The sequence below is a fragment of the Kribbella shirazensis genome, assembly GCF_011761605.1.
GTDB lineage: Bacteria > Actinomycetota > Actinomycetes > Propionibacteriales > Kribbellaceae > Kribbella > Kribbella shirazensis.
This window is the reverse complement of the sequence record NZ_JAASRO010000001.1, coordinates 6,362,848-6,383,034: the sequence shown is the minus strand read 5'-3', so window position 1 is coordinate 6,383,034 and position 20,187 is coordinate 6,362,848. Positions and strand designations below refer to the sequence as shown.

The window sequence follows — 20,187 nt, the reverse complement described above, 5'->3', positions numbered from 1 at the left end:
AGGACGGCGCGCGCGACGTGGCCAGAGACCTGAGGGCCCGGTGATGGAGACCTGGACGCGGCCACTCGCCCTCGGGTACATCCGCGCTCGCGTGGTGATGACGGGTGACGAGATCGCTGCGGCGAAGGTGGGCCTGGCCGCCTTCGCCCTGGCCGAAGGACTCGCTCTCGGAACCGTCTACCTCGAACACCCGCACACCGCCCCGGCCGCGTTCGAGGCGCTGCTGGACGAGATCCGCGGCGACAACGACGTCTGGGCCGTGGTCGTGCCGACCGCGCAGCACCTGACCGACGGTGGTCTCCGGATGATGCGACGAGCTCTGGAGCACCACGGCGCGGTCCACCTGATGGTCGCGGCGACCACCCCCTGAACCGGCTGACCTGGCGTCCTTGAGACCCCTGCTCGACGCCAGGTCGGCCGCTCCATCCGCACCGTTGTCTCCGGCCGGAAAGGATGGAGCCGGCCTGCGGCAGAGCTCCCCCCACGCCTGTCGCGGGCCGCTGGCCGAACTGGTTGGAGCTGGTGCGATCCACGCCCGGATATCGGGCACCGGGGACTGATCCGGTGAGCCGATGAAGAACTGTCCCCGGGCCCAACTAGGCTTCTGCAGTCATCCTCACTCGCGCCCTGGGAGGTCTGCGTCGATATGGCGTCCAGCGACAGTTTCGTGCATCTCCATGTGCACACCGAGTACTCCATGCTGGACGGTGCCGCCCGGATCGACGAGTTGTTCAAGACCGCCCAGGAGATGGGCATGCCGGCGATCGCGACGACCGACCACGGGTACGTCTTCGGTGCGTACGAGTTCTGGAAGACCGCGAAGAAGTACGACGTCAAGCCGATCATCGGCGTCGAGGCGTATCTGACGCCGCACACGCACCGCTCGGAGCGCAAGCGGGTCAAGTGGGGCGACGCGAACTCCGGCCGTGACGACGTCTCCGGCTCGGGTGCCTACACCCACATGACGCTGCTGGCGAAGAACACCTCCGGCATGCACAACCTGTTCAAGATGAGCTCGCTGGCCAGCCTCGAGGGCTACTACTTCAAGCCCCGGATGGACCGCGAGCTGCTGAACACCTACGGCCAAGGCCTGATCGCGACCACCGGCTGCCCGTCCGGCGAGGTGCAGACCCGGCTCCGGCTGGGGCAGTACAAGGAGGCCGTCGAGGCCGCCGCTGAGTTCCGCGACATCTTCGGCAGGGAGAACTTCTACTGCGAGCTGATGGACCACGGCCTCGGCATCGAGCGGGACATCCAGAAGGACCTGCTGAGGCTGGCCAAGGAGCTCGACCTGCCGCTGGTCGCCACGAACGATCTGCACTACACCAAGCCGGAGGACTCCACCGCGCACGCCGCGCTGCTGTGCGTCCAGTCCGGATCGACGCTGTCCGACCCGAACCGGTTCAAGTTCGACGCGAACGAGTTCTACGTCAAGACCGCGGCCGAGATGCGCGAGGTCTGGAAGGACTTCCCGGAGGCGTGCGACAACACGCTGCTGATCGCCGAGCAGTGCGACGTCGGCTTCACCGAGGGCGAGGGCCGGTTCATGCCGCGCTTCCCCTGCCCCGAGGGCCACAACGAGGAGTCCTGGTTCGTCTCCGAGGTGGAGACCGGCCTGCACTTCCGGTATCCCGGCGGCGTCCCGGACCACGTCCGCAAGCAGGCGGAGTACGAGATCGAGGTCATCGTCTCGAAGGGGTACGCCGGCTACTTCCTGGTGGTCGCGGACTTCATCAACTGGGCCAAGAAGAACGGCATCCGGGTCGGCCCGGGCCGTGGCTCCGGCGCCGGCTCGATGTGCGCGTACGCGATGCGCATCACCGACCTGGACCCGCTCCAGCACGGCCTGATCTTCGAGCGCTTCCTGAACCCGGAACGTATGTCGATGCCCGACTTCGACGTCGACTTCGACGACCGCCGCCGCCCCGAGGTGATCCGCTACGTCACCGAGAAGTACGGCGACGACCGGGTCGCGATGATCGTCACGTACGGCACGATCAAGGCCAAGCAGGCGATCAAGGACGCCGGCCGGGTGCTGGACTACCCGTTCGCGATGGGCGACCGGATCACCAAGGCGATGCCGCCGACCGTGATGGGCAAGGACATCCCGCTGTCCGGCATCTTCGACTCGGGCCACAAGCGGTACTCCGAGGCGGCCGAGTTCCGCTCGCTGTACGAGTCCGACGCCGACGTCCGCAAGATCGTCGACACCGCCCGCGGCCTGGAGAACCTGAAGCGCCAGTGGGGTGTGCACGCGGCCGGCGTGATCATGTCCAGCGAGCCGCTGATCGACCTGATCCCGATCATGCGCCGCGAGCAGGACGGCCAGGTCATCACCCAGTTCGACTACCCGAGCTGCGAGACGCTCGGCCTGGTCAAGATGGACTTCCTGGGCCTGCGGAACCTGACGATCATGGACGACGCGGTCAAGAACGTCGAGGCGAGCCGCGGGATCAAGCTCGACCTCGACGAGCTGGCCAAGACCCTCGACGACCAACCGACGTACGAGTTGCTCGCCCGCGGTGACACGCTCGGCGTGTTCCAGTTCGACGGCGGCCCGATGCGGGCGCTGCTGCGGCTGATGCGGCCGGACAACTTCGAGGACATCTCCGCGGTCGGCGCGCTCTACCGTCCCGGCCCGATGGGTGCGAACAGCCACACGAACTACGCCCTGCGGAAGAACAAGCAGCAGGAGATCAGCTACCCGCACGACGAGCTCGCCCAGGCGCTCGAGCCGATCCTCGGCACGACGTACGGCCTGATCGTCTACCAGGAGCAGGTCATGGCGATCGCCCAGCAGCTCGCCGGGTACACGCTCGGCAAAGCGGATCTGCTCCGCCGGGCGATGGGCAAGAAGAAGCGCGAGGTGCTCGACGCGGAGTACGTCGGCTTCTCCGAGGGCATGAAGGCGAACGGCTTCTCCGAGCAGTCGATCAAGGCGCTCTGGGACGTGCTGGTCCCGTTCTCCGACTACGCGTTCAACAAGGCGCACTCCGCGGCGTACGGCCTGGTGTCGTACTGGACGGCGTACCTGAAGGCGAACTACCCGGCGGAGTACATGGCCGCTGTTCTGACGTCCGTGAAGGACGACAAGGACAAGATGGCCATCTACCTGAACGAGTGCCGCCGGATGGGCATCAAGGTGCTGCCGCCGGACGTCAACGAGTCGGACTCGAACTTCACCCCGGTCGGCACCGACATCCGCTTCGGCCTGTCCGCGATCCGCAACGTCGGCGTGAACGTGGTCGCCGAGATCGTCGCGGCCCGGGAGGAGAAGGGCCGGTTCACCGACTTCGTCGACTTCATCGACAAGGTGCCGCTGCCGGTCTGCAACAAGCGCGTCATCGAGTCGCTGGCCAAGGCCGGTTCGTTCGACTCGATGGGGCACGCGCGGCGCGCGGTCGTCGCGGTGCACGAGCAGGCCGTCGACGAGGCGATCGACCTCAAGCGGAACGAGGCGCACGGCCAGTTCGACCTGTTCTCGATGGGCGACGACGAGGCGGACGAGGGCGAGGGCAACAGCCGCCTGACCGTGACGGTGCCGGAGATCGAGGAGTGGGACAAGGCGACCAAGCTCGCCCACGAGCGCGACATGCTTGGTCTGTACGTGTCCGACCACCCGCTGTTCGGCGTCGAGCACGTGCTGACCAACGGGTCGGACTGCACGATCGGTCAGCTGCTCGCGGACGAGGACCGTCCGGACGGCAGCCGGGTGACGATCGGCGGTCTGGTCACCGCGGTCCAGCGGAAGGTGAACAAGCGCGGCGACATCTACGCGATCGTCACCATCGAGGACCTCGAAGGTTCGATCGAGGTGATGATGTTCTCCTCGGCGTACCAGTTGCACGCGCACCTGCTGACCAACGACGCGATCATCCTGATGAAGGGCCGGGTACGCCGTCGTGAGGACCGGCTCGAGCTGAGCGGCGACGAGGTCGTCGTCCCCGACCTCACCGAGGGCCCGAGCGGTCCGGTCGTGATCACCATGGCCGTCAACCGCTGCACCCCACCGGTCGTCGACTCGCTGCGCGACATCCTGCAGTCCCACCCCGGGATGACGGAGGTCCAGCTCCGCCTCCAGGCCCGCCAGAAGACCACCGTCATGCGGATCGGCGACCGTTTCCGCGTCACTCCCACCTCAGCCCTGATGGCCGACCTGAAGGCCCTCCTCGGCCCGTCCTGCCTGGCCAGCTGACCGATGGTGGAACCGATACGTCACACTGGCGTCGTGAGTCAACCGGAGTCGTCTCAGTCTTCGCCGTACGGCGCGGCGCCGTCGTTCCGCCCGTTCGGGGCGCCTGCGGCGGAGGAGCCGGCGTTGCCCTGGGCGAAGGCCGTTGTGGTGACTGTGGTCGTGTTCCTGGTCGCCGGTGTGGTGGCCGGCTGGGCGTGGCAGCAGTTCTCGCCGCTGGCGCAGTACAAGGTGGACGAGCAGGGCGGGGCGCTCGGCGAGGAGCAGATGACCCGGATCTTCGGGCCCGACGGGACGTTCACCGCGATCGGGTTCGTCGCCGCGGTGGTGCTCGGCAGCGCACTGTTCTGGTGGCTGCGGAACTATGGGCCGTGGTCGGTGGCGATCGTTGTGCTCGGCGCCTGTCTCGGCGCCGGGGTGTCGTGGGGCGTCGGCATGCTCCTCGGGCACGACCCGCTCGACCCGCGGCTGCGGGCGGCCCGTCCGGGTGATCTGGTCGCGGCCCCACTCGAGTTGCACACCTGGACCCCGGCCGCGTCCTGGCTGGTCGGTGCCGCCCTGGCCTGCGCGATCATCGCGGCCACGACCTGGCGGGCCGAGCCTGTTGCAACCACTTCGCAACCTGCTGCGTCCGACTCTGCACCGCCGGTCCACTAGCCTTTGCAGGTCCGGTGGTGTGAGGCCACCGGAGCCAGCGAGGGAGCATATGTCCGACCAGAACCAACCACCCAGGTACCCAGGCGCCGGCGGTCCGCAGCCGCAGTACGGTCCGCCCCAAGGCCAGAACCAGTGGCCTCAGCAGGGCGGCCCGGGGCAGCAGCCCGGTCCGCAGGGTCCGCCGCAGCAGCGCCCGCAGCAGGGCCAGCCGTACGGCGGCCCACAGCAGCCCGGTCCGCAGCAGGGCGGTCATCAGCAGGGCGGGCCTCGGCAGGGCCAGCAGTACGGCGGTCCCCAGCAGGGCGGCCCGCAGTACGGCCAGCAGCCTGGCGTGCCGCAGGGCAACGGGCCCCAGCACGGTGCACCTCAGCACGGCGCGCCGCAGGGTGCGCTGTACGGTCCGGGCGGAGCGCAGTACGGCCAGGGCGGCCCGCAATACGGGCAGCCGGGGCAGACGTCGTACGAGCAGCTGCACGTCGGTGGGCAGCCGCCGCAGGGCCCCGGGTTCGGTGGACCGCAGCAGTGGCAGCCGGAGCCGAAGAAGCGCCGTGGCAAGCTGATCCCGATCATCGCCGCCCTCGCGATGGTGCTGGTGGTCGCCGGCGGCGGAGTCTTTGCCTACGGCAAGCTCGGTGGCGGCGGCAAGCAGCCGTCCGACGTGCTGCCGGGGACCGCGGTCGGTTACGCCCGCGTGGACCTGAACCCGTCGGCCGGCCAGAAGGTCAACGCGGTCCGCTTCCTGATGAAGTTCCCTTCGGTGAAGGAGAACCTCGGCCTCACCGGGGAGCAGGACGACCTGCGCCAGAAGCTGTTCGAGCAGATCAAGAAGTCCGCCGGCGACGACCTCGCCGACGTCGACTTCGAGAAGGACGTCAAGCCGTGGCTGGGTGACCGTGCCGGGTTCGCCGCGCTGCCGCCGGCCGAGGGCAAGGACGAGCCGATCCCGGTGGTCGCGGTCCAGGTCAAGGACGAGGACGCCGCGAACAAGGGCATGGACAAGCTGCTCGCGAACGAGGACGAGAAGCCCGGTCGCGCGTTCAGCGACGGCTACATGATCCTGGCCGAGAACCAGGCGACGGTCGACTCGGCGGTCGCGACGGCGAAGGACAACCCGCTGACCAAGAACGCCAAGTTCAGCGCGGACATGGACAAGCTCGGCGAGCAGGGCTTCGTGTCGGGCTGGGCGGACGCGAAGGCGCTCGCCTCGATGAGCGGCAAGGTCGACTCCGGTCAGCTGGCCGGTCTGGGTGACGCGACCGCCGCGGTGGCGCTGCGGTTCGAGCCGTCGCACGTCGAGCTGAAGGGCATCGCGCACGGCGACAAGAGCGTCAAGGTGAACTCGGCCGACGCCGCCGAACTGGTGACGAAGCTGCCGAACAGCACGGCCGGCGCGATCGCGATCTCCGGCGGCGAGAGCCTGATCGACACCGCGTGGCAGCAGGTGCAGAAGGCCGGTGGTGAGAACCTCCAGCCGATGCTCGAGCAACTCGCCCAGGAGACCGGCCTGAAGCTGCCGGACGACCTGAAGACGCTGGCCGGCAAGAACATCGCGGCCGCGATCGACAAGGACACCGCGAACGGCCCGAAGGTCGCGATCCGGATGCAGACCGACCCGGCGAAGGCGGAAGAGGTGGTCGGCAAGCTGACCACGCTGCTGCGCGAGCGCTCCTCGGGCAACATCCCGATCAAGACCGTGAAGAACAACGACTCGCTGGTCGCCGCGACCAGTGAGGAGTATGCGCAGCAGGTGCTGCAGGGCGGCAACCTCGGCGACACCGAGAACTTCAAGCAGGCGCTGCCCGACACCAAGGGCGCCGTGATGATCGGGTACGTCGACTTCGAGGCGGCCGGATCGCTGAGCGAGCGGTTCTCCGAGGACAAGGACCTGTCCGCGCTCCGGTCGGCCGGCGTGGTGGCCCGCTCGACCGGTGACGGCGAGGCCGAGTACACCTTGCGCGTCGTCACGAAGTAGTTCTCCCCGAGACGCCCGGCTGGACGTCCAGCCGGGCGTCTCGCCTGTTCACCAGAAAAGTTCTGCGGGCGATGTCGAAAACGCCGGATCGGGTTCTACCTCCTCAGTGAAAGCACCTCTTCACACAAGGAGAACCACCATGAACCACATCAGCGAGATCCGGACCGTCGGCGTACCGGTGACCGACCAGGACCGGGCGGTGGCGTTCTACACCGACACGCTGGGCTTCGAGTTGCTGATGGACGCGCCGCTGCCGCAGTTCGGCGGGCGGTGGATCGTGGTCGCGCCGGCCGGCTCGTCAGGGTCCTCGGGGAGCATCGCGCTCGTGCCCGCGAGCGAGGACAACCCGGCCGGCGTCGACACCGGCATCCGGATGGCCAGCCCGGACGCGAAGACCGCTCACCAGCATTTCCTCGACACCGGAGTCGACACCGACGAGCTGCTCGAGTGGCCCGGCGTACCGCCGATGTTCAGCCTCCGCGACCCCGACGGCAACCGCCTCTACCTCTCGCAGGCCTGACGCGTATCCGGACGCGTCCCGCGGTGACATCATCGGAAGATGAGGTGGAGCGCAACCGCCCTCCTGGTGATTGCGTTGGTGGGGTGCTCTGGTGGGGGAGAGGAACCGGTACCCGCGCCGAGCACCCCTGCGTCAGCGTCCTTCCCGGATCCCGGGACGCAGCCTCTCGACCCGGCGAGGGCCAAGGCTCTGCAGGACGTGCTGACGAAGGTCGTGGCGTTCCCGGACAGTCCGTCCGGCTCGCGCGGGGTGACCGCCGCGGTGGTCACCGATCATTGGGCGTGGTCGGGGGCGGCCGGGACAGATATCGGCGGTACTGCGCTCCGCGCGGACACCAGCATGGCGGTCGCAAGCATCACGAAGACGTTCGTCGCAGCGGAGGTGATGCTGCTGGCGAACGCGGGCAGGCTGAACCTCGACCTGCCGCTCTCGAGGTACGTGCAGCACAAGCTGACGGCCAACAACGCGACCGTCCGGCAGCACCTGTCGATGACGTCCGGCGTTCCGGACTTCGCGCTGTTCGATATCGGCCAGATCGACCAGGCGATCGCCGCGGCGCCCAGCAGGCATTGGACGCTGGCAGAGCTGCTGAAGCACCACAGCTCGGCCGTCAAGGAACCAGGTAGCTCGTACAGCTACAGCGACCCCAGCTACGTACTGCTCGGCCTGCTCGTCGAGAAGGTCGCCGCGCAACCGCTCGCGACCGTCCTCCGCCGTGACCTGGCCGCACCGGCCGGGCTGCGCCGCGCCGCGTTCCAAGACGCGGAGCAGCCGAAACCGCCGGTCGCGCAGGTCCGCAACGTGAGCTGTGGAGCACCTGACGGGTATGTCCCGTGCCGCGCGTTCGCCAGCGCGACTGCCGCGTTCGGCGGGCTGGCCGCGGACGCGCCGACGGTCGCCCGTTGGGGATATCAGCTGTACGGCGGTCGCGTCCTGCCGGAGAACCTGGTTCGCGAGATGACCGCCGGCGACGGCGAGTACGGACTCGGAACGATGCGGTTCACGAGGCTGTTCGGTCTCGCGGACGCCTACGGTCATGGCGGCGACATGCCCGACCACACCAGCCTGCTCGTCGTGATCCCCGACAAGAGGGTCTCGATCGCGCTGATCCTCGCCGACGGCGGCCGGGCGATCGGCCGCCCGATGGGCGATCTGACCGAAGCGCTCGCCCCACTGCTCGGCTAGGCCTGCCTCAGCCCGTCAGCCGGACTCCGGTGAGCGAGGCGCAGGCGTCCAGGAAGCGGTCCTGGGTCTCGCGATCCGAGGCCGCCGGATGCGTCCGGTGCGGCTGCCGGTGGTAGTAGTAGCCACCGCTTCCGGTGTCCGATCCGGTGGCGAGCCAGACCTGCGTGAGATGCGCCTGGCCGAGATCACCCGGCGCGCCCCGGCCGCCCATCTTCGTCGGTACCCAGCCGGGATCCACCGCGTTCGACAGCACCTCCGGCCAGAGCCGGGCGACGGCGAAGGCCAGCAGCACGTCATGCAGCTTGGAGTCCGAGTACGCCTGCGCGCCGCGCCACCGCCGTCGTACCCACTGCAGATCGTCGAGGAGGACGTCGCCGCCCTCGTGCATGCCCGAGCTCAGGTAGATCAGGCGCTCCGGCCGTTCGACGAGTGCGGTCAGCAGGTACGGCGCCAGCGAGTTGATCGCGAACACGTGCTCCAGGCCGCGTCCGGGATCGCTTGCCGGGCGTCGGCTGCCCGCTGCTCGTTCCGCGCGTGCAGGACGACCTCGTGCCCTTGAGTCGCGAGCTCCCGGGCGACCATCTGCCCGAGCCCGTCCGCCGAATCGGTGATCAGGATGCGTGTCACGACGTCTACTCTGCCTCACACCAGCACACGGCCGTCGTCGACCGGTCGGTGGGTCAGCGGCGCACGCGGTAGCGGATGTGGGTTGCTTGCGGGGTGTCGATCACGCGGACGATCTCGAGCTCGATGCGGTGGGGGAGTACGTCGAACAACCGCAGGCCGCCGCCGAACAGCACCGGCACCTGGCTGAGCTGCAGCTCGTCGAGGACGCCGGCCTCCAGCGCCGTCCGCGCGGTGATCGCACCGTGGACGAGCACGTCGTTGTCACCGGCCGCTGCCTTCGCCTGCGCCATCGCGGTCTCGATGTCGCTCACGAAATGCACCTTGTCGTAGCCCACCGACGGCGGCTCGTGGCTGAGGACGAACAGCGGTACGCCGTGATGATCGCCGCCGTAGTAGTCGACCTGCTCCGCCGTACGGCGGCCGACGACGACCGCGCCGGTGGCGTTCAACTCGTCCCAGATCTCACCGGGCTCGCCGTCCGGGCGGCCGACCTCGCCGTCGGCGTTCAGGTACCACTCGTGCAGCCGCATGAAGTCGTCGCCGCCCGGATTGCCCGGCCGGTCGTCCGGTCCGGCGATGTAACCGTCGGCGGACATCGACATCAACAGCACCGATGAGGACATGAGCGTTCTCCCGTCTCCACGGGTACGGCACGTCCGTACCCTCTGCCCTCGCGTCGAAGACAGGGAGCCCGATTCGACACTCACACGTCGGCCAGTGCCTCCAGCACGCCGTCGCCGTACTTGGTCAGCTTGTTCTCGCCTACACCGCTGATCTTCCCCAGCTCGGCCAGCGACGTCGGCAGGTCGGTGGCGATCTGCCGGAGCGTCGCGTCGTGGAAGATGACGTACGCCGGGACGCCCTGCTCCTTCGCGACCGCGGCGCGCCACGCCCGCAACCGCTCGAACACCGGTGCCGCCTCGGGCGCGAGATCGGCGACCGCCTTCTTGCCGGCGGACGTCCTGGCCTTCGACCGCGTCCGCTCGGGCTCGCGCCGCATCATCACGTCGCGGCGCCGGCCGAGCACCTCGCCGCTCTCCTCGGTCAGCACGAGCGTGCCGTAGTCACCCTCGACCGCGAGCAACCGGAGCGCGAGCAACTGCCGGATCACTCCGCGCCATTCGGTGTCCTTCAACTCGGTGCCGATCCCGAACACCGTCAGCTGATCGTGCCGGAACTGCTTGACCTTGTCGGTCTCCTTGCCGAGCAGGATGTCGATCAACTGCCCGGCGCCGAACTTCTGTCCGCGCTCGTGCTGCAGCCGATACACCGTCGACAGCAGCTTCTGCGCCGCGATCGTGCCGTCCCAGGACTCGGGCGGCGTCAGACAGGTGTCGCAGTTCCCGCACGTGTCGCTCTGCTGACCGAAGTACGCCAGCAGTTGTGACCGCCTGCACTGCACGGTCTCGCACAGCGCGAGCATCGCGTCGAGATGCGAGCTCAACCGCCGGCGATGCGCGAGGTCGCCCTCGGACGTGTCGATCATCTTCCGCTGCTGTACGACGTCCTGCAGCCCGTACGCCAGCCACGCCGTGGACGGCAGCCCGTCCCGCCCGGCGCGGCCGGTCTCCTGGTAGTAGCCCTCGACCGACTTCGGCAGATCGAGATGCGCGACGAACCGGACGTCCGGCTTGTCGATCCCCATCCCGAAGGCGATCGTCGCGACCACGACCAGCCCGTCCTCGCGGAGGAACCGCGCCTGGTTCGCCGCGCGGGTCCGGCTGTCCAGGCCGGCGTGGTACGGCACGGCCTCGATCCCGTTCTGGGTCAGGAAGGCCGCGGTCTTCTCGACGCTGTTGCGGGACAGGCAGTAGACGATGCCCGCGTCGCCGGCGTGCTCGGTGCGCAGCAGGTCGAGCAGTTGCTGTTGCGGCTTGTCCTTCGGGACGATCCGGTACTGGATGTTCGGACGGTCGAAGCTCGCGACGAAGTGCTTGGCCTCGTCCAGCTTCAGACGGGTGGCGATCTCTTGGTGTGTCGCCTCGGTCGCCGTCGCGGTCAACGCGATCCGCGGTACGTCGGGCCAGCGCTCGTGCAACTCGGACAGCATCAGGTAGTCGGGCCGGAAGTCGTGGCCCCACTGGGACACGCAGTGCGCCTCGTCGATCGCGAACAACGCGATCTTGCCCTGGTCGAGCAGCCGCACGGTCGCCTCGACCCGCAGCCGCTCGGGCGCCAGGTACAGCAGGTCGAGCTCGCCGGCCAGGAACGCCTGCTCCACCTCCCGCCGTTGCTCGAAGTCCTGCGTGGAGTTCAGGAATCCGGCCCGTACGCCGAGCGCGGTGAGCGCGTCCACCTGGTCCTGCATCAACGCGATCAGCGGCGAGATCACCACACCCACGCCGGAGCGGACGAGCGACGGAATCTGGTAGCACAGCGACTTCCCGCCGCCGGTCGGCATCAGCACCAACGCGTCGCCGCCCGCGATCACCGTGTCGATGATGTCGGCCTGCTGGCCACGGAAGGATTCGTACCCGAACACCCGCCGGAGGACCTGAAGGGCTTCGGAATCGGGAAGTCCGGTCGTCTCACTCACCCCGGCGAGTCTAGTGAGATCACGCCGCCGATGCTGGCCCGATCGCCGGAACCTGTGGATTACTCGCCCAGCGGACTAGTGGGCGCCCGGATACGTCCCGACACTCCACAGATTGCCCTCGGGATCGCGCACCGTGAACCCGCGCGACCCGTAGTCGGTGTCCTCCAGCCCGCGGACGACCACGGCCCCGGCGCCGATCGCGCGGCCGAACACCGGGTCCGGGTGGTCGTGGACCAGGTAGATGGACTGGTTCTGCCCGGCCAGCGCGGTGAACTCGTCGGGCTCGGCCTTGGCGTCCGCGGAACCGATCATCACACCACCACCCGTCGGCCACGTCAGCTCGGCGTGCGCGATCGAGCCCTCGGCGTCCCCGGGGTACGACGCGACGAGCCGGAAGCCGAGCCCTTCGGTGAGGAACGTCAGCGCGGCCTGGCCGTCACGGTAGATCAGCGCCGGCCAGACACCGATCACTTGCTGCTGGGTCATTTCCTGGGTCGTGTTCATGCCTCCGAGTCTCGGGCCCACGCCGGGACGAAGTCTTGAACGTTTGGGAGCTCCTCGGCCAGCCACTCCCGCGGCGTGCAGCCCGCGATCGCTCGCCACTCGCGGGTCAGATGCGCCTGGTCGGCGTACCCGAAGAGTGCTGCGAGGTCCGCCAGCCGGAGAGCCGGTTGCTGCCGCAGCCGCGTGAGCGCCCGCTCGAAGCGCAGTACCCGGCCGGCGACCTTCGGCGGCAGGCCGAACTCCGCGGTGAAGCGGTCGGTCAGGTGACGGCGGCTCCAGCCGACTTCGTCCGCCAGCGTCTGTACGGCGATCGCGCCGCCGCTGTCCCGCAACCGCTGCCAGGCCCAGCCCAGCTCCGGACGGATCTCGGATGCGGACGCAGCCGACCACCGGCGCAACAGCAACTCCTCGAGCAGGTCGAAGCGGCGCTCCCAGGTCGGGGCTTCGCGCAGTTGCTCGGTGAGCTCGTGGGCGGGTTGGCCGAGCACCTCGTCGAGGCCGACGACCGTGGACGCGAGCTCGGCCGGCGGCAGGCCGAGCAGCACCCGGGCGGCGGCCGGGGTCAGGGCGAGCTGCACACCCGCGCGGCTGGGTGTCTGGCCGATGTGCACCGCGGTGGAGTGCAGTCCGCCGACGCCCGCGTCGTACTTCTCCACCGGGCCGCCCGGCCAGGCGATGCCCAGGGGATCATCCAGCGTGACGACGAGGGTCAGGAAGCGGGACGGAAGCCCGCGGTGGAGTGGCGGCGGATCCGCGTCGTACGCGTAGCCGGTGACGTCGCCGACGTACGGGCGCAGGGCAGGGTGCACCGGTCGCGTGTGGAGCTCGATCCCCGCCATGGATCCAGGCTAGGGCTGTCCACGGACAGAATCAGTACTCCAGGATCCGGGACCCGCGTACCGGCATCCGGACGAGCGTGGCAGTATCGGTAGGTACGTACACGCAGCAAGGAGATGTCGTCGTGCCTGCTCTGAGGTCCCGCACAGTCACCCACGGTCGCAACATGGCGGGCGCTCGCGCGCTCATGCAGGCCTCGGGCGTAGCCCGGGAGGACTTCGGGAAGCCGATCATCGCGGTGGCGAACAGTTTCACCGAGTTCGTGCCCGGCCACACCCATCTCGCCCCGGTCGGCAGGATCGTGTCCGAGGCGATCCACGCCGCCGGCGGGATCGCGCGCGAGTTCAACACGATCGCCGTCGACGACGGGATCGCGATGGGCCACGGTGGCATGCTCTACAGCCTCCCGTCCCGGGACCTGATCGCCGACTCGGTCGAGTACATGGTCGAGGCGCACTGCGCGGACGCGCTGGTCTGCATCTCGAACTGCGACAAGATCACCCCGGGCATGCTGATGGCCGCGCTCCGGCTGAACATCCCGACCGTGTTCGTCTCCGGCGGCCCGATGGAGGCCGGCCGGGCGACGCTGGTCGACGGCACCGTCCGCAAGCTCGACCTGGTCGACGCGATGTCCGAGGCCGTCAACGAGAACGTCTCCGACGCCGACATCCTGCGGATCGAGGAGAACGCCTGCCCGACCTGCGGTTCGTGTTCGGGCATGTTCACCGCGAACTCGATGAACTGCCTGACCGAGGCGATCGGCCTCTCGCTGCCCGGCAACGGTTCGCTGCTCGCGACCCACACCGGCCGCCGCGCGCTGTACGAGAAGGCGGGCGAGACCGTCGTACGGCTGGCCGAGCGGTACTACGACAACGACGACGCGACCGTGCTGCCGCGCAGCGTCGCGTCGAAGGAGGCGTTCGGGAACGCGATGGCCCTGGACATCGCGATGGGCGGGTCGACGAACACGATCCTGCACCTGCTCGCCGCGGCCCAGGAGGCCGAGGTCGACTTCGACCTGGACGACATGAACGCGGTGTCGCTGCGGGTGCCGTGCCTGGCGAAGGTCGCGCCCAACGTGACCGCCAACGGCACCTACTACATGGAGGACGTGCACCGTGCGGGCGGGATCCCGGCGATCCTCGGCGAGCTGCGCCGCGCCGACCTGCTGAACGAGAACGTCCACACCGTGCACAGCGACTCGATCGACGAGTGGCTGAAGACGTGGGACCTGCGCGGCGGCTCACCGTCCCCGGAGGCCGTCGAGCTGTGGCATGCGGCGCCGGGCTGCAAGCGGTCGGCGACGGCGTTCTCGCAGTCCGAGCGCTGGGACACGCTGGACACCGACGCGGCGGGCGGCTGCATCCGCGACCGCGAGCACGCGTACTCCAAGGACGGCGGTCTCGCCGTACTGAAGGGCAACCTGGCCGTCGACGGCTGTGTCGTGAAGACGGCCGGTGTGGACGAGTCGATCTGGACTTTCGAGGGTCCCGCGGTCGTGTGCGAGTCGCAGGAGGAGGCCGTCGAGAAGATCCTGGCGAAGCAGGTCCAGCCGGGTGACGTCGTCGTGATCCGGTACGAGGGCCCCAAGGGCGGTCCGGGGATGCAGGAGATGCTGTACCCGACGTCGTTCCTGAAGGGCCGCGGCCTGGGCAAGGTGTGCGCACTGGTGACGGACGGCCGCTTCTCCGGCGGTACGTCGGGACTCTCGATCGGGCACGTCTCGCCCGAGGCGGCGTCCGGCGGCACGATCGCCCTGGTCGAGGACGGCGACCACATCAAGATCGACATCCCGAACCGCACGATCGAGCTGCTGGTCTCCGACGAGGACCTGGCCGCGCGCAAGGCGGCGCTGAACGGCGTGTACGCCCCGAAGAACCGCGAGCGCAAGGTCTCCAACGCCCTGCGCACCTACGCAGCCATGGCCACCAGCGCCGACAAGGGCGCCGTCCGCGACCTCAGCAAGCTCGGCTAGAGCTCGAGGTCGAAGGCGAGGTTGATTGCCTCGGCCAGGGCTGGTTCCTGGTCGGGGTGGAGGTAGCCGATCAGGCGGCCGAGCTGGGCCTTCGGGATGGTTTGGACGTTGTCGCAGGAGATCGCGCTGGCGTGATCCAGCCCGTTGTCGGGGCCGACCAGGACCTCGGTGGACAGGCCGCGGATCGTGCTGGTGATCGGGGCGACCGTGACGTTGGTCAGGCGCGGGCGGATCAGCTCACGGGTGAGGACGACAACAGGGCGCGGCTTGTCGAGCCGCGCGATGTGGATCGGCCGCATCAATCGAGGTCGCTGAGAACCGTGCCGGCCGCCGCAGGCGCGAGCCCCTCGAGATCGGGATAGTCGCCGTGCGCGGACAGGATCGCGAGATCCCGCGCGGCCAGCTCCCGCCGCCGCTCCCGCTCCATGGCGCGAGCGACCACGGACGCCCGGCTCGTCGCCTTGTCGCTGGCCACGAGCTCATCCATGAAGTCCACCAACTCATCCGGCAACCGCACCGTGATCTGCTTACTCATACCACAACCATACCGCCCTGGGATTCACATCGGTAGCGCGTCAGTTGGGGGAGAGGGTGGACCAGGTGATGAGGTCGGTGGCGGGGAGGGAGGGGAGGGCGGTGATGGCGGAGAGTTCGCTGTCGAGGAGGCCTACCAGTTGGACCAGGCGGGTGGTGGCGTCCGGGGCCTCGAGGAGTTTCTGGCGGTCGGGGGTCATGAGTTTCATGGCGGCGGACATCAGGTACGACAGCGTGCCGGGGTCGTCGGGGAGGTCGCCGAGGTGGAGGCCGGGGCGGCTGATTTCGCTGACCGCTTCGGCGTACCGGCGGAAACGCTCGAGCGCGATCGTCGCCGTACCCAACGGGTCCTCGCCGAGGTCGTCGGGCAGCCACTCGACGTCACCGACCAGGTAGTCGCCGGTACCGTCCAGCTCGGTCACCTTGAACCGGCGGTTCCCGGTCAGGGTGACCTCGATCGGTCCCTCGTCGTCGGCGTCCAGCGTGATCTCGGAGATCGTCGCCGCACAGCCGGTCCCGTACAGCGACCGGAACACCCGCTCGCCGAGCTCGTACCCGTCCCGGACCGCGAGCGCGCCGCAGACCAGTTCGCCGCCGTTCTCGACCAGGTCGCGGACCACGGCCCGGCCCTGGACGTCGTTCACCGGAATCGGGAGCACCAGCCCGGGAAAGATCACCGTGTCGACAGTGAGCAACGGCAGGCGGGAGTCCATGCCGACGAGCGTAGTGGAAGACACCTACGGTCACGCCTGGTGACCGGCCGAGGTGTGGATACGCGGTCGGGGCCGCGGCGGGTGACCACTAGACTGACACCATGATTCGCCGCGTCGACCTGCGGGGCCGAGTGGCGGCCGGAGAGGTGACCGACCTCCAAGCCGAAGTGAACGCCCTCGTCCCCCGAGCCGTGTTCGACGTCGAGAAGGCCCTCGACGTCGTCCGACCGATCTGCCTGGACGTCCGCCATCGCGGCCTCGAGGCGATCAGGGAGTACGGCGAGAAGTTCGACCATGTGCGCGTCGAGGACATCCGGGTCCCGGCCGAGGCGCTGAAGACCGCGCTCGAGGAGCTCGACCCGACGGTGCGCAGCGCCTTCGAGGAGTCGATCCGCCGCGTCCGCGAGGTCAGCCAGGACGAGCTCACCGCCGACGTCGCCTCCGAGCCCGCACCAGGCGGCCGGGTGACTCAGCGATTCGTCCCGGTCCAGCGCGTGGGCCTCTACGTTCCGGGCGGCCGTGCGCCGCTCGCGTCCTCCGTGGTGATGAACGTCGTCCCGGCTCAGGTCGCCGGTGTGCCGTCGCTGGCCGTCGCATCCCCGCCACAGAAGGAGTTCGGCGGCCTGCCGCACCCGACGGTGCTCGCGGTCTGCGCGCTGCTCGGCATCGACGAGGTGTACGCGATGGGCGGCGCGCAGGCGATCGCCGGTTTCGCGTACGGCTTCGACGGCTGCCGGAAGGTCAACCTGATCACGGGTCCCGGCAACATCTACGTCGTCGCGGCCAAGCGCAACCTGCTGGGTGAGGTCGGTATCGACTCCGAGGCCGGCCCGACCGAGATCGCGATCCTCGCCGACGACACCGCCGACCCGGAGCACGTCGCCGCCGACCTGATCAGCCAGGCCGAGCACGACCCGATGGCGGCCAGCGTGCTCGTCACACCCAGCGAGAGCCTGGCAGAAAAGGTCGAGGCCGAGCTGCCGGTCCAGGTCGCGAAGACCAAACACCAGGACCGGGTGACGGAAGCTCTGAAGGGTCAGCAGTCCGCCGTCGTGCTGGTCGACGACCTCGACCAGGGCACGGCCGTCGTGGACGCGTACGCCGCCGAGCACCTGGAGATCCAGACCGTCGACGCCGAGGAGCGCGCCGGGCTGATCACCAACGCCGGCGCGATCTTCGTCGGCAGCTGGTCGCCGGTCTCCCTCGGCGACTACTGCGCCGGCTCCAACCACGTCCTGCCGACGGCCGGCTGCGCGTGCCACTCGTCCGGCCTGTCGGTGCGCAGCTTCCTGAAGGCGGTGCACGTCGTGAACTACTCCCGCGACGCGCTCCACGACGTCGCAGGACACGTGCTCGCGCTGGCCGACGCCGAGGACCTCCCGGCGCACGGCGCCGCCGTCGCCGCGCGTTTCCCAGGGGAGCGGTGATGGCGCGCTTCGACGGGCTGCCGATCCGCGAGGAGCTGAAGAGCTTCGAGCCGTACGGCGCCCCGCAGCTCGACGTCCCGGTCCTGCTGAACGTCAACGAGAACCCGTACCCCCCGAGCGAGGAAGCGGTCGCGGACATCGCCACCGCCGTCTCGGTCGCGGCCCGCGGCATGAACCGCTACCCGGACCGCGAGTTCCTCGACCTCCGCGCGGACCTCGCGGCGTACCTGGCCCGGGAGTCCGGCGCGCACCTGGCGCCCGAGCAGGTCTGGGCGGCCAACGGGTCCAACGAGGTCATGCTGCACATCCTGCAGGCGTTCGGCGGCCCGGGTCGTACGGCGCTGTCGTTCGCCCCGACGTACTCGATGTATCCGGAGTACGCGCGGGACACCAACACGGCCTGGGTCACCGGCCGCCGCGCCGAGGACTTCACCCTCGACCAGAGCAAGGCGATCGCGGCGATCTCCCGGCACCGGCCGTCGGTCGTGCTGCTCGCTTCGCCGAACAACCCGACCGGTACGGCGCTGCCGATCGACGTGACCGAGGCGATCGTCGCCCAGGCCGGCGAGCAGGGCGCCGTCGTGGTGGTCGACGAGGCGTACGCCGAGTTCCGCCGGGCCGGGACGCCCAGTGCGGTGACGCTGCTGCCGTCGTACCCGAATCTCGCGGTCGCGCGGACGATGTCGAAGGCGTTCGCGATGGCCGGCGGGCGGGTCGGATACCTTGCCGCGAGCAAGCAGTTCGTGGACGCGCTGCGGATCGTCCGGCTGCCGTACCACCTGTCCGCGGTGACCCAGGCGACCGCGCGGGCCGCGCTGCGGCACGCGGACGAGCTGCTCGGCCGGGTCGAGCAGCTGCGCGTCGAGCGCGACGAGACGGTCGACTGGCTCAGAGCGCAGGGACTGCGCGCGGTCGACTCGGACGCGAACTTCGTCCTTTTCGGCACGTTCGCGGACCGGCACGCGGTCTGGCAGGCATTGCTGGACGACGGCGTACTGATCCGCGAGACCGGCCCGGCCGGCTGGCTCCGGGTCTCGATCGGCACCGGCGAGGAGATGGCCGCGTTCCGCGCTTCTTTGGAGCGTGTTCTCAAGACTGACGCAGGAAGGTTGACATGACGCGCACTGCCCGGATCGATCGGGAGACCAGTGAGTCCAAGGTTCTCGTCGAGCTGAATGTCGACGGCGAGGGCCGGGCCGACATCTCGACGGGTGTCGGGTTCTACGACCACATGCTCAACGCGCTGGCCAAGCACGCGCTGCTCGACCTGCACGTGAACACGGTCGGCGACCTCGAGATCGACGCCCACCACACGGTCGAGGACACCGCCATCGGCATCGGCCAGGCGCTGCGCGAGGCGCTCGGCGACAAGCGCGGCATCCGCCGGTTCGGCGACGCGACCGTGCCGCTCGACGAAGCCCTGGTGCACTGCACGGTCGACCTGTCCGGGCGTCCGTACTGCGTGCACACCGGCGAGCCGGAGGGACAGGTCTACGCGATCATCGGCGGCGACTACGCCGGCTCGCTGACCCAGCACGTGTTCGAGACGCTCGCGTTCAACGCCGCGATCTGCATCCACATCCGGGTGCTGTCCGGCCGCGACCCGCACCACATCGTCGAGGCGCAGTTCAAGGCCTTCGCCCGGGCGCTGCGAGCAGCCGCCGAGCTGGATCCGCGACAGCCGGGGATCCCGTCCACGAAGGGCGCGCTGTGAGGTCGGCACTGTGAGCAAGAAGGTCGTGCTGCTGGACTACGGCTCGGGCAACATCCGGTCGGGGGAGCGCGCCCTGCAGCGCGTCGGCGCGGACGTCACGGTGACCGCGGACTTCGACCAGGCCTGTAACGCCGACGGCCTGCTCGTGCCGGGCGTCGGCGCCTTCGAGGCCTGCATGACCGGGCTGAAGGCGGTCCGCGGCGACGTCGCGGTCGATCGCCGGCTGACCGGCGGCCGTCCGGTGCTCGGGATCTGTGTCGGTATGCAGATCCTGTTCGCGCGTGGCATCGAGCACGATGTCGAGACGGAAGGCTGCGACCAGTGGCCCGGGACGGTCGAGCGGCTGCAGCCCACGGAGGGTGAGCCGGTCCCGCACATGGGCTGGAACACGGTCGACGTACCGGCCGGCAGCACGCTGTTCGACGGCCTCGAGAAGGAGCGGTTCTACTTCGTGCATTCGTACGGCGTTCGCACCTGGGAGTTGACCGACACCCGCGAGTCCGTCACGCCGCTCGTCACGTGGACGACGTACGGCGGTGACCAGTTCGTCGCCGCGGTCGAGAACGGGCCGCTCTCGGCCACCCAGTTCCACCCGGAGAAGTCCGGCGACGCCGGTGCGACCCTGCTCGAGAACTGGGTTCGCTCGTTGTAATACCAGTTGTGTAACTGGTTTCACTCCTGACTATCGGTCACGGTTGGGGTGCGGTGTCCGATCTCCGGGCTGCGAAGACTTCCTACTCGTCAGTTCTGCTGTCACACTCACTCGCCAAGACGTTGGTTGGGGAACTTCGGGG

20 protein-coding genes are annotated in these 20,187 nt (G+C 69.1%); 11 read left to right on the top strand and 9 right to left on the bottom strand.

Annotated features, from left to right (window positions below; all coding sequences use genetic code 11):
* Positions 1–43: 43 nt before the first annotated feature.
* The 6 genes from BJY22_RS30740 to BJY22_RS30715 all read left to right on the top strand — a co-directional run bounded on the left by BJY22_RS30740 (position 44) and on the right by BJY22_RS30715 (position 8,526).
* On the top strand, positions 44–370 hold the full coding sequence (locus tag BJY22_RS30740; RefSeq protein WP_167213674.1) for a hypothetical protein: 327 nt from the start codon (positions 44–46) through the stop codon (positions 368–370).
* 276 nt (positions 371–646) lie between these two features.
* Positions 647–4,195, top strand: coding sequence for a DNA polymerase III subunit alpha (dnaE, locus tag BJY22_RS30735; RefSeq protein WP_167213671.1), 3,549 nt, complete (start codon positions 647–649; stop codon positions 4,193–4,195).
* Between the two features lie 33 nt (positions 4,196–4,228).
* On the top strand, positions 4,229–4,849 hold the full coding sequence (locus tag BJY22_RS30730) for a hypothetical protein (protein ID WP_337759509.1): 621 nt from the start codon (positions 4,229–4,231) through the stop codon (positions 4,847–4,849).
* 49 nt (positions 4,850–4,898) lie between these two features.
* On the top strand, positions 4,899–6,821 hold the full coding sequence (locus BJY22_RS30725) for a DUF3352 domain-containing protein (protein ID WP_167213664.1): 1,923 nt from the start codon (positions 4,899–4,901) through the stop codon (positions 6,819–6,821).
* 139 nt (positions 6,822–6,960) lie between these two features.
* Positions 6,961–7,341 carry a VOC family protein gene (locus BJY22_RS30720; protein ID WP_167213661.1) on the top strand — a complete coding sequence of 127 codons (381 nt, stop codon included), beginning with the start codon at positions 6,961–6,963 and terminating at the stop codon, positions 7,339–7,341.
* A 198-nt stretch (positions 7,342–7,539) separates the two neighbouring features.
* Positions 7,540–8,526: a serine hydrolase gene (locus BJY22_RS30715; protein ID WP_167213658.1), complete on the top strand. Its 987-nt coding sequence runs from the start codon at positions 7,540–7,542 to the stop codon at positions 8,524–8,526.
* A gap of 7 nt (positions 8,527–8,533) precedes the next feature.
* Here BJY22_RS30715 and BJY22_RS30710 read toward each other — a convergent pair whose 3' ends face one another.
* The 6 genes from BJY22_RS30710 to BJY22_RS30690 form a co-directional block, all read right to left on the bottom strand.
* On the bottom strand, positions 8,534–8,998 hold the full coding sequence (locus BJY22_RS30710; protein ID WP_202891330.1) for a Rossmann-fold NAD(P)-binding domain-containing protein: 465 nt from the start codon (positions 8,996–8,998) through the stop codon (positions 8,534–8,536).
* Positions 8,962–9,153, bottom strand: coding sequence for an SDR family NAD(P)-dependent oxidoreductase (locus BJY22_RS41210; protein ID WP_202891329.1), 192 nt, complete (start codon positions 9,151–9,153; stop codon positions 8,962–8,964). The genes BJY22_RS30710 and BJY22_RS41210 overlap by 37 nt, the downstream gene beginning before the upstream one ends.
* Before the next feature lie 53 nt (positions 9,154–9,206).
* Positions 9,207–9,776: a dihydrofolate reductase family protein gene (locus tag BJY22_RS30705; RefSeq protein WP_167213655.1), complete on the bottom strand. Its 570-nt coding sequence runs from the start codon at positions 9,774–9,776 to the stop codon at positions 9,207–9,209.
* A gap of 80 nt (positions 9,777–9,856) precedes the next feature.
* Complete coding sequence (gene recQ / locus BJY22_RS30700) at positions 9,857–11,689, bottom strand: DNA helicase RecQ (RefSeq protein WP_167213653.1); 1,833 nt, start codon at positions 11,687–11,689, stop codon at positions 9,857–9,859.
* 75 nt (positions 11,690–11,764) lie between these two features.
* Positions 11,765–12,193, bottom strand: coding sequence for a VOC family protein (locus BJY22_RS30695; protein ID WP_167213650.1), 429 nt, complete (start codon positions 12,191–12,193; stop codon positions 11,765–11,767).
* The gene (locus tag BJY22_RS30690) at positions 12,190–13,032 is read right to left on the bottom strand and encodes an AraC family transcriptional regulator (RefSeq protein WP_167213647.1); all 843 of its coding nucleotides are present in this window, start codon (positions 13,030–13,032) and stop codon (positions 12,190–12,192) included. Before BJY22_RS30690 ends, BJY22_RS30695 begins: the two co-directional genes overlap by 4 nt.
* Positions 13,033–13,154: 122 nt before the next feature.
* Here BJY22_RS30690 and ilvD point away from each other — a divergent pair, with 122 nt between their 5' ends.
* Positions 13,155–15,005, top strand: a complete 1,851-nt coding sequence (gene ilvD / locus BJY22_RS30685; protein WP_167213644.1) for a dihydroxy-acid dehydratase — start codon at positions 13,155–13,157, stop codon at positions 15,003–15,005.
* Here the strand turns inward: ilvD and BJY22_RS30680 are convergent.
* From BJY22_RS30680 to BJY22_RS30670, 3 genes are read right to left on the bottom strand one after another with little or no spacing between them, the layout of a single operon-like run.
* Positions 15,002–15,304 carry a type II toxin-antitoxin system PemK/MazF family toxin gene (locus tag BJY22_RS30680; protein WP_167213641.1) on the bottom strand — a complete coding sequence of 101 codons (303 nt, stop codon included), beginning with the start codon at positions 15,302–15,304 and terminating at the stop codon, positions 15,002–15,004. The two genes, ilvD and BJY22_RS30680, sit on opposite strands and share 4 nt — an antisense overlap.
* Positions 15,304–15,540: a ribbon-helix-helix domain-containing protein gene (locus BJY22_RS30675; protein ID WP_167213638.1), complete on the bottom strand. Its 237-nt coding sequence runs from the start codon at positions 15,538–15,540 to the stop codon at positions 15,304–15,306. Before BJY22_RS30675 ends, BJY22_RS30680 begins: the two co-directional genes overlap by 1 nt.
* Positions 15,541–15,580: 40 nt before the next feature.
* Entirely contained in the window at positions 15,581–16,252 is a 672-nt protein-coding gene (locus tag BJY22_RS30670) for an LON peptidase substrate-binding domain-containing protein (protein WP_167213636.1), read from the bottom strand.
* A 101-nt stretch (positions 16,253–16,353) separates the two neighbouring features.
* Between BJY22_RS30670 and hisD the strand changes: the two genes are divergently transcribed.
* Genes hisD through hisH form a run of 4 tightly spaced genes read left to right on the top strand, consistent with a single transcriptional unit; the run spans position 16,354 to position 20,045 of the window.
* Positions 16,354–17,679 carry a histidinol dehydrogenase gene (gene hisD, locus BJY22_RS30665; protein ID WP_167213633.1) on the top strand — a complete coding sequence of 442 codons (1,326 nt, stop codon included), beginning with the start codon at positions 16,354–16,356 and terminating at the stop codon, positions 17,677–17,679.
* A complete protein-coding gene (locus tag BJY22_RS30660; RefSeq protein ID WP_167213631.1) occupies positions 17,679–18,797 on the top strand; it encodes a histidinol-phosphate transaminase in 1,119 nt (372 codons plus the stop codon). Before hisD ends, BJY22_RS30660 begins: the two co-directional genes overlap by 1 nt.
* Positions 18,794–19,393 (top strand): imidazoleglycerol-phosphate dehydratase HisB, encoded by a 600-nt coding sequence (gene hisB, locus BJY22_RS30655; protein WP_167213628.1) that lies wholly within the window; start codon positions 18,794–18,796, stop codon positions 19,391–19,393. The genes BJY22_RS30660 and hisB overlap by 4 nt, the downstream gene beginning before the upstream one ends.
* A 10-nt stretch (positions 19,394–19,403) precedes the next feature.
* Positions 19,404–20,045: an imidazole glycerol phosphate synthase subunit HisH gene (gene hisH / locus BJY22_RS30650; RefSeq protein ID WP_167213626.1), complete on the top strand. Its 642-nt coding sequence runs from the start codon at positions 19,404–19,406 to the stop codon at positions 20,043–20,045.
* Positions 20,046–20,187 lie beyond the last annotated feature (142 nt).